The following is a 15,192-nucleotide window of genomic DNA, read 5'->3' as shown; positions in this document are numbered from 1 at the left end:
ATCAGTGCCTTACCATGCAGATGACATTCTCCACTGGACAGATGGTGCCTTTGGCTACTTCCCGTCTTATAGTATGCGACACAATTTATGGCTGCGATGCGTCAGCAGGTTGATGTTGATGCGGCTATCGCCAATGCCGATCTCTCACCTATTTTCACATGGCTTTCTGATAATATTTGGACCAAAGGCAGCTTGCTTACTACTGACGAGTTAGTCAAACAGGCGACGGGCGAGACGCTGAATGCACAGTTCTTCCAAGCGCATTTAAACAATCGTTACCTGTAAACATCTCACAGAGTGAGACAATCTCTGCCAGAGCCTCGCTCTGGCAGTTTGCTCAACACCTAACGAACCAAACCCGCTAATGTAGGCAGCATCATCGACACCTGCGGAATATAGGTTACCAACAGCAACACACAAAATATCACAAAGAAAAACGGTAGTAGCGTCTTCACAATCGAATCAATACTGATCCCACTCACTTTACAGCCAGTGAATAGAATTGGCCCAACGGGTGGAGTGATCGTCCCAAGTGATAAGTTAAATACCATTAAAATACCAAACTGCACTGGATGCATGCCTAGCCCGACACAAATTGGTAGGAATATCGGCGTGAATATCAACACCGCGGGCGTCGGGTCCATAAAGGTACCAATGAATAACAACACAATATTGATGATCAGCAAGATCATGATGGGGTTGCTAGTCAGTGAAAGCAAGGTATCGGCTATCATGCCCGGCAGTTGCGTAAAAGCCATCACCCAAGACATAATCGATGAAGCGCCAATCATAAAAATGACGATAGATGCCATCTTGGCTGTGTTGAGGAAGATCCCCGGTAGGTCCTTTATCTTGAGCTGGCGGTAGCAAAAGCCCAGTATCATCGAGTAAACCACCGCAATAGCTGATGCCTCAGTGGCGGTAAATATCCCCGCCAAAATCCCCCCAATCACAACCACGATCAGCGACATACTCGGTATCGCTTCAAAGGTCACTTGCAGGCACTGTTTTAGGGTCATTGAGTGCTTGCCGATATAGCCGCGCCGCTTGCCCATGATGGCCGCCATTATCATCACCCCAAGCCCCCATAAGATCCCGGGAACATAGCCGCCCATAAACAGCGCTGATACTGACACGCTGCCTGCGACGGTCGCATAGACTATCAGGGCGTTGCTGGGTGGGATCAGCATCCCCGTTGGCGCCGAGGCGATATTCACTGCGGTGGAGAACTTAGGATCATAGCCCTCTTTTTTTTGAATCAGGCTCATGATGCCGCCTACTGCTGCGCAAGACGCGACACCCGAACCACTAATGGAGCCAAACAGCATATTAGACACGACATTGGTCTGGGCCAAAGGCGCTGGAAAAAAGCCACTGACTATTTTAGAAAAGTTAATCAGCCGTATCGCGATGCCGCCATTGTTCATGATGTTGCCAGCGAGGATAAAAAATGGAATCGCCAACAGCGCAAACGAATCTAAACCGACAAACATTCGCTGAGCAGAGGTAGTGATTGCCCCTTGATAGGGCAAAATCACCGTCATTGCAGCAAACGAAGAGATACCAACACTGATCGCAATCGGTGTACCAAGAATCAGCAGCACAACGATGCCAACTAGCATGATCAGTGCTGCGGTGACTGCCATATCCATTAGTCGCCTCCTTGCTCTTCGGCTAATTCCCCAAGGTTGATAAAGTGATTAACGAGCCTAACTTCGTTGCACAGGAAATAGAACAACATCAAGACACCGGAAATCGGGATCGCGGCATAGATCATACCCATGGGTATTTGCAGTGCTGAGTCCATCTGCCACATTTGCCTCAATGCGCTGTTATATCCACCAGCAATCATTACAGTTAATGCAAACGCCACGGTGATCAGCTCAATCAACATATCAATCAGCAAACGGATCTTGGGGCTGAATTTGTCCTTCACAAAAGCAATCGCCATATGCTCACGTGAACCAAACACATAGGCACTGCCAAACAGCACCAGCCAAACGAACAAGTAGCGCGATAAGACTTCGCTAATCGCACTTGGGCTTTCAAATACATAGCGGGTGACAACTTGGTAGGTGACGAGGATTGTCATCAAACCAACGATAGTAATTAGCAGCAGCGACAGGAGTTTGTCGACCACCATTTTGCAAAAATCGATACCGGAAACAAGTTTTCTAAACATCCCGATCCCCTACCCTTAATCCAATAAAAATGAGACCAACAATGCGTTGGTCTCAATAGGGTCTCTATTGAAGAGAGACAATCTTGTTGTAGAGCTCTTTTTGTACAGGAGATTTGATCAACTGCTCTTGAAGTGGAATACACGCTTGACGGAAAGGCTCAATATCAACCTCGTTAAACTGAGCCCCTTCAGAAATAGCCGCTTGCTTTGACACTTCGATTTGATTCTTCCACAGATCAAACTGGTTGTTGGTGCTGTCTTTGATTAATCTCTCGAACGTGGCTCTGTCATCTTTGGACATCGAATCAAGGAACATGCTGCTCGCGACCACCAAGTCTGGCACCATTAGGTGACGCGTGGCTGAATAAAATGGCGCCACTTCATACTGCTTCAAGTCGTAATAAGTGATCTCACTATTCTCAGCGCCATCAAGCACCCCTTGCTGGATAGCCGAGTAAACCTCGCCTTGCCCCATTGGCACCCCTTGTCCCCCCATGCAAGACAGGGTTTTCAGCATGGTATCAGATTGCATCACACGGATTTTCTTACCTTGCATATCCGTCATTGAGGTAATCGGTCCAGCTTTGTTATACATACTGCGCGCGCCACCAGTGTAGGCTGCAACCACTTCAAAACCTAGCCGAGAGGTCTCTTTGAATAGGCTGTCTAGCGCGCCCGAGGTAAACACTTGCTGCTGGTGATCATAGCCACTATATATGTAGGGCAAACCAATCACGCTAAAGTTGGTGTTATAGTTCTCGACCAGAGGATTTGCCACGACCGCCATTTGGATAGCCCCGTTCTGCACCAATTCGAGGGACGCACGTTGATCACCAAGCAGTTCGTTGGGGAAAATATTGAGCTTGTAGCGACCTTGTGTCGCCTCAGTTAGCTGCTCACCAAACTCTTGCAGTGCGCGATATTGAGGGTGTTTGTCTGATTGGTTAAATGCGGCTCGGATCTCAGTTGCAGCATTAACAACCGTAGAAAAGCCCATGGCGATAACCGTCGACAGTGTCAGTAATTTCAATTTTCTCATGGTAGTACTCCATGTTTTGTAGGGTAGATTTTTGACTATTGTTGCTATTCGTTGATCAAAACTAATCCTTACAGCAGAACGCTAATTCGTAGCGGGCTGCCTTAAAACTGTTATTGTGTACTTACTTTTTATCGGGTCGATCGTGCGGTGAAATGAAAAGTTTAGGCCTGTAGGTAATGCACTTAGCAAGGCATGAATTCGCTGGATGAAGCTTGGAACATTAATGAGAGATAAAAGAACCAGTATGGAAGCACTCAACACACCGAACTCGGCCGACTGAACGTAGTGTTCAGAAGCTGCTTGAGTCGATGTAAAGCCTATATTACTGGGGGGCACAAGCCCCGGGATTCTGTCAATATCACGCTGCATACTGGGGCCCTTACCACAAATCATAACCCGATACTCAGGGCTCAATCTGTGTCACATTGGCTTTTTCCAAGCAAAGATCCTAAGCCCCAGGGCCAATATACCGTTATCATCTAAGCCAAACAATCGACTGTTTAACCAAAAAACCTCATTCTTGACAGGGGTCTGTATTCGCTTGTGAAATCATCACTAAAACAAAACATACATCACATCGGAGGTTAATTGGATTTCTGAATCGGCCGATTTATCAGCAATTCTAAAGACAATTTTACCCTATTGGTCACTCTGTCTGACCTCGCCTGCTCTACATTGGAGACAGTACTTTACACTGGTCATTTCAAATACTGCTTAATCGCGCACAGATCGAAAGGCATTGGTACAAAATAGGCACAAGTTCTATTCCCCACCACTGGTTTTTCATCAATCTCTATAATGCCTCGACCATCAAGGTTATCTGCTTATTACTCAAGAGATTGAGCTGACAAATATTTGATGTGGATCTCACCTATTTTCAGTAACACTCAGCGCAAGCACAATCAATCTTGCTAGAGATCAAATAACAAGCGTATAAAATGTCTCGTCCAAATCTTACCACTACAATAAAGCAGTTATCGTAGGCCACAATGGTGCATGACAATGAAACCACTAAACTTGGCGTTAACTCTAACCATGCTATCCAGCTATTCTTTAAATGCCGCCCCTCCGCTACCAGGCGCTCAGGCCAAGCTCGATCATACTTCGGTATCAGGCTTATCATCGGGCGCGTTTATGACTAGCCAGTTTTTTGTTGCTCATTCTTCAATAATGAAAGGGGCAGGCATTGTAGCAGGAGGGCCTTACCTGTGTGCGCAGTCTTGGCCGAACATGACGTACTTTCAAAACGCCACGACCACATGCATGAACCCTTTTACGTCTTCAACAGGACCTAATACCCCACTGCTGCTTAAGAAGACTCAAGAGCTCTCTGACTCAGGTGATATTGATAATATCGACCATATCTCTAATGCACGGATCTATTTATTTAGCGGTAAAGAAGATACCACGGTCAGTACACTGGTGATGGATAAAACACTCGAATATTACCAACAGCTAGGGGTGAAAGACTCTGCAATTTGGTATAACCACTGGACTAACGCAGGCCATGCTTTTGTCACGAATAAGGCCGACGACAACCCATGTAGTAAGACTGAACCCCCATATATCAATAACTGCGATATTGACCAATCCAAACGCATTCTCAACCATATTTATCCAGGATTAAATGAGCCAATGACCCAGTTAAGCTCAGAGCCAATGGCATTTGATCAGCGTGAGTTTATCGATCACGACTTCACCAGTATGAGTGATACAGGGTATGTGTATATACCCGAGCAATGCCAGCAAGCTGCATGCTCAATTCATGTGGTTTTCCATGGCTGCCAGCAAGGTGCGGAACTGATTGGCGACAAATACTACAGTGGCACAGGGTACAATGAAATGGCCGATGCGAACAATTTGATCGTGCTTTATCCTCAAGTACGGCCCTCAACCAGTAAGCGATACAATCCAAAAGGCTGTTGGGACTTTTGGGGCTACACCTCCCCATCTGAAGCCAGCCCGGACTATTTCTCAAAAAGCTCGCCGCAGGTCAGCGCCGTCTACCGCATGGTTGAGCGACTTGCTTCTGCGAAGAACTGACCAACCTTAATCACAGGAGAAAAACCATATTTTTTGTGAAAACTACTGAAATCACATCATCCAAGCCATGGAGAAATGAGTGTAGTAGCACATTCAAGCTCCGGTACAAAAAGGTATTAGACTTTAGTCAAACACAGTCCCTGCCCTCGTTTTTCTCCGCTCTTGCCCTATACAATAAATGCGTAAGGCAAGATTAAGGCTCGATGAACAGGCGATATCATCGGTCAAAGCTACAGGTGAAAAGGAGAACACATTATGACAGAAAAGTTTACCTACTGCGGTGGCTCCCAAACTGACTATCGCTGGATGGAAAAAAGAAAATGCGACTTCACCGATGATGGTGAGATTGCCATGTGCGCAGCTTGCAACAGTGTGATTGGACTGAAATGCAACTGCCAAGAAACCGCACAAGCGACGAAACCACAGCCAGAAGCTGAACCCGTCTGCTAGTGCAAAACCGACTGGGATCTGTATCCCAGGTGCTTTGTTTTATCCCACTCACTGCTCTAATCAAAAGCCATAGGATTGAAACCTATGGCTTTTTTATTTCTAACAGTCAATCAATTTTGATAAATCAATGCAATCCGCTCTCGAAGCCACTGACGACCAGGTTCAGCTTTAATGACCTTGTGCCAAAGCATATAAATGTTGATGTTGTCACCATTAAACGGGAGCTCATTGGTTTGTAGGCCAAGCAGTTGCTTATAGGTGTACTACGCGAAGAGTGCCAATGCCAACCTTTCATCGCTCAAAGTCCACCAACCAATGCAAAACTTTGATATGACGGTCACGATTGACCGCGCTGTTTTGACCCGCGTTCTCCAAGGTTGCCTCTCGTTTGCCGATATGATTAAGTTTGAGCAAGCAACTATCGAGGGAGATGCCGATATCTTGAGAAAGCTGATCTCTGTTCTTGATGATTTCAGCGTCGATTTTGAGATTCTGCCGATGCCTAGTTATAAAAGTTAGTAATAGATCGATACACAAACAAGGTAAGCATAGTTTGAAGCAAATGGCATGCTTTGCCATCGTTGAGCCTACCTTGCTCTGTTGAGCAAAAAAGCTCCCTGAATAGTACTTCTATTGAAATACAGCAGGGAGCTAATTATTTGCATCTAGTTACCAGTGCCTCCACCAGACGCACCGCCGCTTCCCGTACCACCGGTACCGCCAGTGCCAGATGAACTGCCTGTATCACTGCCATTCGGTGAGAAAACTCTTGGGAATTGGTACACAAGGTCATCTAATATGGCGTTGATATCTTGAGTTATGCTCGGCACGGAAAGATCATCAATCACCTCTTTTATCAAGCCAGCGTTTGTATCAATTTCCAGCTGTGCGGTATCCAATCGGTTTTGAATTGACGTCAGAGTGGCTGTATCTAAATCAGTACCTGCAGCCGTGTCTTGTACAATTTCAATAATCTCATTGGAGAAATCATGCAGGGTATCTCGACACTCAGCACATAACTCACCAAACGAAGCATTGACGAGTGAAAGCTCTTCGATAAGGCGATGCGGTACGGTAACGCCATCAACCTCTTGCATCTCCATTTCACTCAGTTTTTCACTGGTTGCGCTAGGGAGATCCATCGAGAATAGACTGAATTTCTCTGAGCCGTCGCCTGATGACATATCGAGGCTGAGAAGATAGCTAACGCTATCACTGGCCGCTTGCATCGCTAAGTAGAACGAGTCTTCATCCACCTCCCCCTCAGGGAAGTCATCCGCTTTCACGACAGACTCTATGAACAAGTTCGCAGCTACCGTCGTTAGCGAGTTAGCATTTGCTGTTACCGGCGTTGCACCACCCATTCTAGTTATCGTGTTCAGTTCCAGTCCTTCAAGTGCGCCCTCAAAACTTTGACAAGATGAAAAATCACAATTCACAATTTTTGTTTCACTGGTTGCAAAAGTTCTAATAAAAATCGGATGTCCATCATATTCACTTGAGATTGTGATCTCATAATCACCATTGACATCCGTCGTGGCAAACTCACCCAATTGGCCAGGGACTGGTGCATTTAAAAAGTCAGCTAGAATTGCTGTACGGCAGCGATCAGAGGTTGCCAAACACGCCGCAACGCGAGCGTTTTCTAACGTTCCTTTTACCGCAGTACCGTTCAGTGTTCTATTTGTGAAGCCATTACTTGAACTACCAGAGTCACTACTCTCTAGCGGACACCCCGCTAACAATCCGGTCGCGACAATCGCAGCTATCCAACGTATATCCATCTTTATCATCCTTGTGCCTGAGGAAATTAAACTAAAGGTGTAAACGTCCACCTTTTTGATAGTAATAGATGACTACGCTTGGATGTGCATATTCAAATAATGAGACAGATGATATTTAGTATGAATTTTTAAACCTAGTTAGCTTACTATACTCCAAAGGTCAAATTACATAACTTAGACAATATAAAAAACTCAATACTAGTACATTACAGTTGTCTCATCTTTAAAAACAATTGAAAACTAACTATCAATACCTAACTTCACTCACTTGGTAATATTAAGTACTTCAGCTTTGTCCGTGGTAACTGACATTACTCATTACAAAGTTTGTCTCTTTAAAGATCGGCTAACCTGATTGCGTATCGTGACAATAAAAACGTAGGTATGAGCATAACTCCTATAGTTAGAGCCGGGCTCATTAATACGCTCAGACACCATAAAGCAGCTTGATGAATCACTAAATACTGTCTAAATACTGTGCTCTGCCTAAATACAACCCAGATATAACTTTGCCCAAAACACACTATAATACAAACCATTGAAACAATATAAATCATAAATTCACCGCTTTCCAAGGCTAAAACTAGCATTGGTGCATATATTCCAAATGCAGATGTACAGATAACCTTCTCAGGAATAGCTTTACCTTTATTTATCTTGTTTTTTTGCATTCTCTGATGCCTCATCAAAAAGAAATTTAGATACATGTCCATAAGAGTCAAAGATAATTCTTACAGGCATTTCATATTGCAATGGCAAAAGTTCAACTGCTCGATTAGAAACTTGCGTTGTAGCTAAAGAGTTCGTAAGTCCAGCAACTGATACCTCATCAATATCTCCACCATCCAACACATCAATTGTAAGGGCAACGAAAGCAGTACCTGTGCTAATTGTGCCTGATATTGCCACACATTCCAGTCTACCAGCCCAAACGCAAACAGTCGCAATGTAGGCGGAGGTCTCTGAGATGAACATCATTGTCTTTTTCCACTCTATAGACTTTACTAATGCTACATCATTCTCTGCTCTCTTGTTCATTATCCTCATTCGAGCAATATCATTGTAGAGATATATAGTCACAGTACTCACAGCAGACCTCAACACCGCATCACGACTATTCGCACCACTGGCTACTGCGGCGATACTTGAAACCACTGCCATTCCAGCCATCTGTTCATATACCTGAGATCGGTCAAACCTGCTATGTACTACCTGGCCACCCAGTTTACCAACGACACCACTAATGAAGCCCTGCTTGAACTCTCCACCCTGTAGTTCATGAATGCCACCTTGTGCGACACCATGTGCAAACGGTAAAGCGGCATGCCACTGCTGTCCATCGGCAAAACGGCTTAACGAGGTATTGTGAGCCAATGTGTGTGTAATCATAGCGGAAGCACCACCTATCGCAGCTGAGCTGGCCGCACTCTCAATATCCCCAGTTACCACTATATTGGAGACAAATGACGTCGAGGCACCACTCGCTGCATACCGGGCCATCTCTCCAAGTTTACTGAAGATACCATTTGCCCCAAACGCCATTATCGTCGTACCAACAATTGCACCCACCTGCTGAATAGTTGGGTCACCAAACGTCTGAGAGCCAACAAAAATAGCGAAACCTATCGCTGCTAACTCCCAGAAGTGCCCAGTGGGATCGGTGTATTTAACCGGGTTATTCAACACATATGAATACCGGTTGTAGCTTTGGCTCATACTGGGGTCTTGAACAAAGCTATCGGCACTAAGGAATCGCCCTAGCTGCGGGTCGTACAGCCTCGCATTCATGTTAACCAACGTGCCAACAGCAACATTCTCGTGCCCGGTAAACCCGCGCATCTGACGACTAGAAAACAACGGTGGAGAACTCAACTCGAGCTCAGCTAATTGCTCACCAAACGGTGTGTAACCTCGCTCAATTTGAATGACACCATTGGTATCAGAGATAAGCTCTGCACTCCCCAACGCGTCGGTATGAAAGTAAGCTGTCTTGTCAATCTGCTTCTGGTCAGAAATAAGCGTTTTGATATGTTCTGCAACCATTTGGTTATCAGCCAAGAATCGGTGATGCATTGACACTATCTCTCTTCCTTTAGCATCAACTGAGGTTACCACTTTATACTCCGAACTGATGTAAATCGTGGTTGTTTGACCTGTGCGCTGTTTTACGCGTTCTTGCTCGCTACCATATTCAAACCGAACTACATCGCCATTATCATTAATATAGGTCGCCTTATTAAATCGGCTCCATCTAATCTTTCTTCCCTTGCCTGAAATTAAGTTTCCATTAGCATCATAGACCATTTTCCCTTTTAGCAACCCACTTGGTTCAACTTCAAACTGCTCTTGGCCCGTTTTAGATAATAAGTTTCCATATACGTCGTACTGATAGCCCCTGGAATAATAGGTATTCTGCTTGCTATCAGCGTACTCCCAATTGACCAAGCGGTTGAAAGCGTCGTATTGATAATACTGCTCGCGCTGTAAATAGAGGTTAGATTTACTGGTCACATTTCCCCTGCGGTCATACGTATATCGAACATCATAGCGCTTGTTCTTCCCTAGGCTTGATTTGATACGGACCACTCTACCTTGTGCATGATCCACCTCTTTTAGCGTCACAAAACCATTGCCAAATAACTCACCCGATACTCGGCCAAAATTATCACGCTTGGTTGCTAGCCAGATCACCTGCTCAGTTTCATCTTTTAAACGATCATCCAAAATCTGCTGCAATGCACTTTCGGTTTTGATCAAACTATCAAGCTCATTGGTCAACTTGGCTAATAGCTTAGTTTGATTTTTAGCCAGATTTGCAACTTGTCTGGCTTTTGCGATCATCTTCGCTGCTTTTTCTGATGCAAACTTAGCCTGCTGAGTTTTTGTCTTCGCCTTGGCTTTCTCTTTGCGCGCCTCGGCCTGCTGTGAATCTGCCAGCGCTTGATAATGATCCGCCCACTGATTGTAGGTATGGGTCAAATTGACACTACGACGCGGGCCACTATAACAATGACTATTTCCCTTAAAGTTAATGCAATACCCAGTCTTAACCATCCAGACGGGTACTTGTGAGGTAAAAAATTCCTTCTTCTTACAATTTCCCTTAAAGTCTTTTTTCTTGCACTTTTCATATTTGTAATGAGCGTAGCCTCCCTCGGTTTTGTAAAAATTGAACACGCGATTACCGAAGGTTTGCCAATAATAGTTAGCACTCTCGCGGTATCTGGAGGCTTTATCCAAGTTAACAGAGGCAAGCTTGAACAGTGAACGAGCATGACCATTCAGTTCCATCGCTTGCTTTTCATATTTGTCACTTTGCTTAAAGAGCTGCTGTGCGGCTTGGCGCAGCCGCTCAGACTCTTGAATATAAAACTGCGCCTTATTTTCTAACTCATACGCACGCATCTCGAGCTGTGCAATGCGTGCTGACGTCTCTTCCAAGGCCAGCTCTAATTGAACGTATTGGCTATCCCAGATATCAGACTTAGGAATACTCAAGCGTTTTAGATACCCATTAATATCATACTGCCTATCAACCTTCATTCCCGATGGGTAAGTCACGCGGTTTAGGCGGCTGCCTTCCCCATATTGATATCGTGTTAAATAGTCTTTGCCATCAATCGTTAACGTCATCGATGACGTCCGCCCTAGCTTATCGTAGCGATAACCACGCGAATTGCCTTTTGTATAACGCTTATCCAGCTTTCCCTTAAACGCCTGATCATATTGCCAACCTGATACTCGCTCACCGCGCTTCTCTTGAATTTTTCGACCAATTTGATCATAAAGGAACTCCGTTCGCTGCTGCTTAGCATCCAATTGCCAGGTTAGCTCACCCCATGCATTGTAACCATAACGCCAAGTACCCATCGCAGGATCGGCCGTTTCAACCTTATTACCGAGGCTATCGTAGGTCATTTGCGTGACCAATCCGTTTACGTTGGTTCTAATTAGGTTACTAAAGGCATCATATTGATACTCAATGACCGAACTTTCATTCTCCACTACCTCAACACGTTGACCAAGACCATTGGCTCTCTCACGCCTCTCACGACCGCCAGGCTCAATAATCCGTAATTCCAACCCATGGTAGGCAAGCTCAGTGACTATCTCATCGCCATTTATTGTTGGCCTTGAGTGGCTTATCGGACGACCCAAACCGTCAAAGGTATGCTTAACCCAGTATTGGGGTTCATGGTAGGATGAATGCTGAATATACGGCAGCGTCTCAGCGACTAGCCGTCCTTGACTATCAAACACCTTATCAACGACGAGGTCATTCCCCTCACCGTTTACGGTCACCCTGCGCACTTCTCTGCCAAACCTATCGTAATAGATGCGCATTGAGCTTCCATTCGATGTCTGTTTGGTCACCATGGTGATACTTCGATCACTCAACGCTAGGCCATAGGGGTCGATGCCCACATCAGCTCCATCAGACCATTCAAACCAGGTCTCGAGCCAACTTCCATCAGGGAGAAGCTGTTTGGTCTCGCGGCAGTAATCATCGTATTTGAACCGAGTTGTTAAGCCATTCGCATCGGTCACTGAACTCGGATGACCGCATAACGGATGATATTTTGTCACCACCGAATGACCGAGTGGGTTGGTGTGTCTGATGACCCGGCCCTGGTTGTCATATTGAGTCTTTGACCCCCTCTCACCTCCAGCACCAGAGGTGACTTCTGAGACCCTAAACCCCCGAGAGTTATATGTAAAGTCGGTTCTAAGAGCCAGTGGATGACCGGGGGCAATGGTTTGGGTTATTAGCGCCCCTGTCTTAGGATCATAATCAAACTCAGTATGTCTTGTTTGGGCATCATAACCATTCGATTTGGTCACTGAGATTTTGCTTGGTTTACCCAGCAACCATCGATAAGGTAGATGCCGGTACTCGGTATTGGTTGTTTCTACAAACAGGTCCCCGTTGTGATCTTCTGTTCTTACTCTGGTAATTTTCGGGTAGCCGTAGCGATCATATTCTTTATACTGGGTTGTCTTGCGAGTTAAGAGCTCACCACCTAAACCCCAACTGATTTGTTGCTTTTCTTTTAGGTGAAACCAAAATCGATCAAGTATAGGTGAAGGTGTCGATTGATAGCGAAAAGCGGTTTGGCCGACTTTAATCCCCTCGGTCCATATTTCCGTTTTTGACAAATAAGGCGACCACATAGGATCATAGCTGTTTTGAGATATCTGTTTTTTCTGATGGAGGACGTCATCAACATGGATCTCGTTAAATCCCAACAACCCGTGTTCAGGGTGAGCGGCAAAGCCGAAGTAAGAATACGTGAAACGATTCAGTCCCCCTACACCATCACTCCGCTCTAACTCGGAAACAACAGTAATACTTGGCCTTACACCATACAGTGGGGCATCAAAATCTTTTGGTTGAAAGACATGTTCTTCACTTGTCGATTCATAGTGAAACTTAGTCAACTTTCCAAACGCAGTACTTACCTGACTCAATAAGGCAAGCGGTGTTATTTCTTGGTCGATACAAGTGAGGCCCTTAATAGAGCGATAACAATCTCCTGCTACACCGTCTTTGGTTAAATCAACACCTTGCTTGTAGGGGCCATAAACGTTGTTAACAGCCAATGCGTGGACGGTCGTCTTGATCCCAAACAATTTTTTTACATAGTTCTCTGAATATTTGACCTTTTTGTACAGCTTGTCTAAGTCGGGGGTAATCGTCGTATATTCGGTTACCCTATTAAATCGCTCTCCATTGCCATAGCCACAAAATACCTTGTCCGCGACGATGTAACACAAATCCGCTAAACCATCGTGATTTTTGTCTACTAGACGCATGCTTCCTTCTCGTGCTGGTTTCAAGTGATTTGAATTCCAATGCTGGTGATTTAAACGCAACCATACTTGTGCCGCACCAAAGCGATCGCCGAGGTTAACGCGGCAATGATATTCTTGTCCGAGACGGTAGCAAAGATCGGGCAAGGCATCGCCTGTGATATCAACAACCTTAAGCGTGCGTTGCAAGGCTTCTACTTTAGCCTTGTCGGAATTATACTCATCCCACGTTACATAAGCCTCGGATTCGATTATCAGCCCAATTGGCAACCTTTGTGCCCAAGTAACTTTATCAGATAGCTTTAATTGGCCTTCTGCGTCTCTATGACCCAATAAGCAGTTAAAGTCACCCGTTGGTTCAACACCACAAAAGTCGGGATAACCATCTTTATTAATATCAACCAATGGTACTTGTGGCATCTTAACTGGGTTTAGGTCCTCGATAGCCGATAGAAAACTTGCGCTTTGATATACTTTCTCTAAGGTAAATGCCGCTCGCGACAATACAGCTCCTTGACTAAATTTGTCTCCAGTATTAAACAAGCAGGAGAGTTGCTTGCTGTCCAGGTTACAAAGGTCGATCAGTCCATCGGTGTTAATATCGACAAGCCTTAAATAGTCGGAAATACTGAACTGCTCAGTCCAGTACCGGCCAGGAAGAAACCCCTCACGTTTTGCATTCAAGGCACAGTAATACCCACGTTGGTTAGCCCCACACACATCAACATAGGAATCGTGGTTGATATCGATCAGAGCGAGTGAAGCGACATCCTCAGGCTGACTCCAATCACTGCCAGAGAAATCACTACTCCAACGCTTTGGTGCTGAGAAGCTTGCATTAGCTTGATTGAGTGAACAATACAGCTCATCGGTGAGGTAGCAAATATCATTCATACCGTCACGATTTATATCCCCAGTTATGAAGCCTCTAAATTCATCGAGTAAAAACAGCGTTTTCTCAACAGGCTCAGAGTGATGCCGTTCCGGCTCTGCCCATTCAAACAAATGCGGTCGCGTGCAATCTAACTGACTGCATGCCTTTATTGAGGCAAGGCGGCTCCACGCTTTTCCCTGCAGTTTGGCCGTATCATAACTGAGTTTAAACTCACGAAATTGCCGACCCGCCCGCTTGACAACGATGGCCTCAAGTAGCCGATCCAGCGTTGATGCCTTACCAAAATAATGATTAGTCATCACATCCGGGCGCGAGACATATCGGAACGTAATATCCACATCCGAATACTCCAGCCCTTTGAGGTATAAAAAGCCCTCACGCTCCTCATAGCTATAGTTTATCTGATTGTTAAACCTATCCTTTTGAGTTGAGATTTTCCAAACTAACCCGTGCCCCTCCACATCTTGCTTAGAATGTACTGAGGTCCCATAGTGGGTGATAAAGCCGCTAGAGGAGTAAACTGTCCAACTCTTTGGACCTGAAGCTTGGTTGCCGATTGCAACAACTTTAGTCTGCCACTGATCGTCTACCAGATAGTGACTACCGCCTTTGCCCAACTTGCCGGAAATCAAATGTAGCCTTTTGCCATCAAGGCAGTAGACGTCCTTTTCATTCAACCCTATACCACCTCGAACTCCATCCACTTGCTTGGTTTGAGTGCAGCGGGTAATCACTGATAATCCGGTGAGATCAAATGCTAGACCTAGAGTCGTGTTACTAGCCCCCTGCACATATCGAATCCCCAGCTCCGGCGTCAGGCCATTGACTCCATCGGGTAACTCAATGCTCACGTGATAATTCGCCTTACCCTGAACCACACTGGCAACTGAGTTAAGTTCACCAACCGAGCGTGCAGAAATATCAAAGTGAACTAATAGCACCCCAACTGAGAAGACAGCTTGGATAATAATCTTGATTAAGTTCATGA

Annotated in this window: 9 protein-coding genes and 1 pseudogene; 4 read left to right on the top strand and 6 right to left on the bottom strand. The window is 45.3% G+C overall.

The window, feature by feature from the left end:
• Nucleotides 1-28: 28 nt before the first annotated feature.
• Nucleotides 29-285: pseudogene (locus ACZ5R2_RS08675) on the top strand (carboxypeptidase M32); the annotation flags it as partial.
• A 59-nt stretch (nucleotides 286-344) separates the two neighbouring features.
• Here ACZ5R2_RS08675 and ACZ5R2_RS08670 read toward each other — a convergent pair.
• From ACZ5R2_RS08670 to ACZ5R2_RS08660, 3 genes are all read right to left on the bottom strand, one after another.
• Nucleotides 345-1,652, bottom strand: a complete 1,308-nt coding sequence (locus ACZ5R2_RS08670; RefSeq protein WP_464901879.1) for a TRAP transporter large permease — start codon at nucleotides 1,650-1,652, stop codon at nucleotides 345-347.
• On the bottom strand, nucleotides 1,652-2,182 hold the full coding sequence (locus ACZ5R2_RS08665) for a TRAP transporter small permease (RefSeq protein WP_464901878.1): 531 nt from the start codon (nucleotides 2,180-2,182) through the stop codon (nucleotides 1,652-1,654). The genes ACZ5R2_RS08670 and ACZ5R2_RS08665 overlap by 1 nt, the downstream gene beginning before the upstream one ends.
• 64 nt (nucleotides 2,183-2,246) lie before the next feature.
• Nucleotides 2,247-3,221: a TRAP transporter substrate-binding protein gene (locus tag ACZ5R2_RS08660; protein ID WP_464901877.1), complete on the bottom strand. Its 975-nt coding sequence runs from the start codon at nucleotides 3,219-3,221 to the stop codon at nucleotides 2,247-2,249.
• A gap of 1,002 nt (nucleotides 3,222-4,223) precedes the next feature.
• Between ACZ5R2_RS08660 and ACZ5R2_RS08655 the strand changes: the two genes are divergently transcribed.
• The 3 genes from ACZ5R2_RS08655 to ACZ5R2_RS08645 all read left to right on the top strand — a co-directional run bounded on the left by ACZ5R2_RS08655 (nucleotide 4,224) and on the right by ACZ5R2_RS08645 (nucleotide 6,233).
• Nucleotides 4,224-5,264: an extracellular catalytic domain type 2 short-chain-length polyhydroxyalkanoate depolymerase gene (locus ACZ5R2_RS08655; protein WP_464901876.1), complete on the top strand. Its 1,041-nt coding sequence runs from the start codon at nucleotides 4,224-4,226 to the stop codon at nucleotides 5,262-5,264.
• A gap of 255 nt (nucleotides 5,265-5,519) precedes the next feature.
• Nucleotides 5,520-5,714 carry a hypothetical protein gene (locus ACZ5R2_RS08650; RefSeq protein ID WP_464901875.1) on the top strand — a complete coding sequence of 65 codons (195 nt, stop codon included), beginning with the start codon at nucleotides 5,520-5,522 and terminating at the stop codon, nucleotides 5,712-5,714.
• Nucleotides 5,715-5,972: 258 nt separating this feature from the next.
• The gene (locus ACZ5R2_RS08645; protein ID WP_464901874.1) at nucleotides 5,973-6,233 is read left to right on the top strand and encodes an alkyl sulfatase C-terminal domain-containing protein; all 261 of its coding nucleotides are present in this window, start codon (nucleotides 5,973-5,975) and stop codon (nucleotides 6,231-6,233) included.
• A gap of 146 nt (nucleotides 6,234-6,379) precedes the next feature.
• On the opposite strand, the gene ACZ5R2_RS08640 is transcribed toward ACZ5R2_RS08645, so the two are convergent.
• From ACZ5R2_RS08640 to ACZ5R2_RS08630, 3 genes are all read right to left on the bottom strand, one after another.
• Nucleotides 6,380-7,498: a hypothetical protein gene (locus ACZ5R2_RS08640; RefSeq protein WP_464901873.1), complete on the bottom strand. Its 1,119-nt coding sequence runs from the start codon at nucleotides 7,496-7,498 to the stop codon at nucleotides 6,380-6,382.
• Between the two features lie 335 nt (nucleotides 7,499-7,833).
• The gene (locus tag ACZ5R2_RS08635) at nucleotides 7,834-8,169 is read right to left on the bottom strand and encodes a hypothetical protein (protein ID WP_464901872.1); all 336 of its coding nucleotides are present in this window, start codon (nucleotides 8,167-8,169) and stop codon (nucleotides 7,834-7,836) included.
• Complete coding sequence (locus ACZ5R2_RS08630; RefSeq protein WP_464901871.1) at nucleotides 8,147-15,190, bottom strand: RHS repeat-associated core domain-containing protein; 7,044 nt, start codon at nucleotides 15,188-15,190, stop codon at nucleotides 8,147-8,149. The genes ACZ5R2_RS08635 and ACZ5R2_RS08630 overlap by 23 nt, the downstream gene beginning before the upstream one ends.
• Nucleotides 15,191-15,192: the final 2 nt, after the last annotated feature.

Source organism: Vibrio sabulosilitoris (assembly GCF_055391395.1).
The sequence above is the reverse complement of the archived record's forward strand: the minus strand, read 5'-3'. Positions and strand labels throughout refer to the sequence as shown.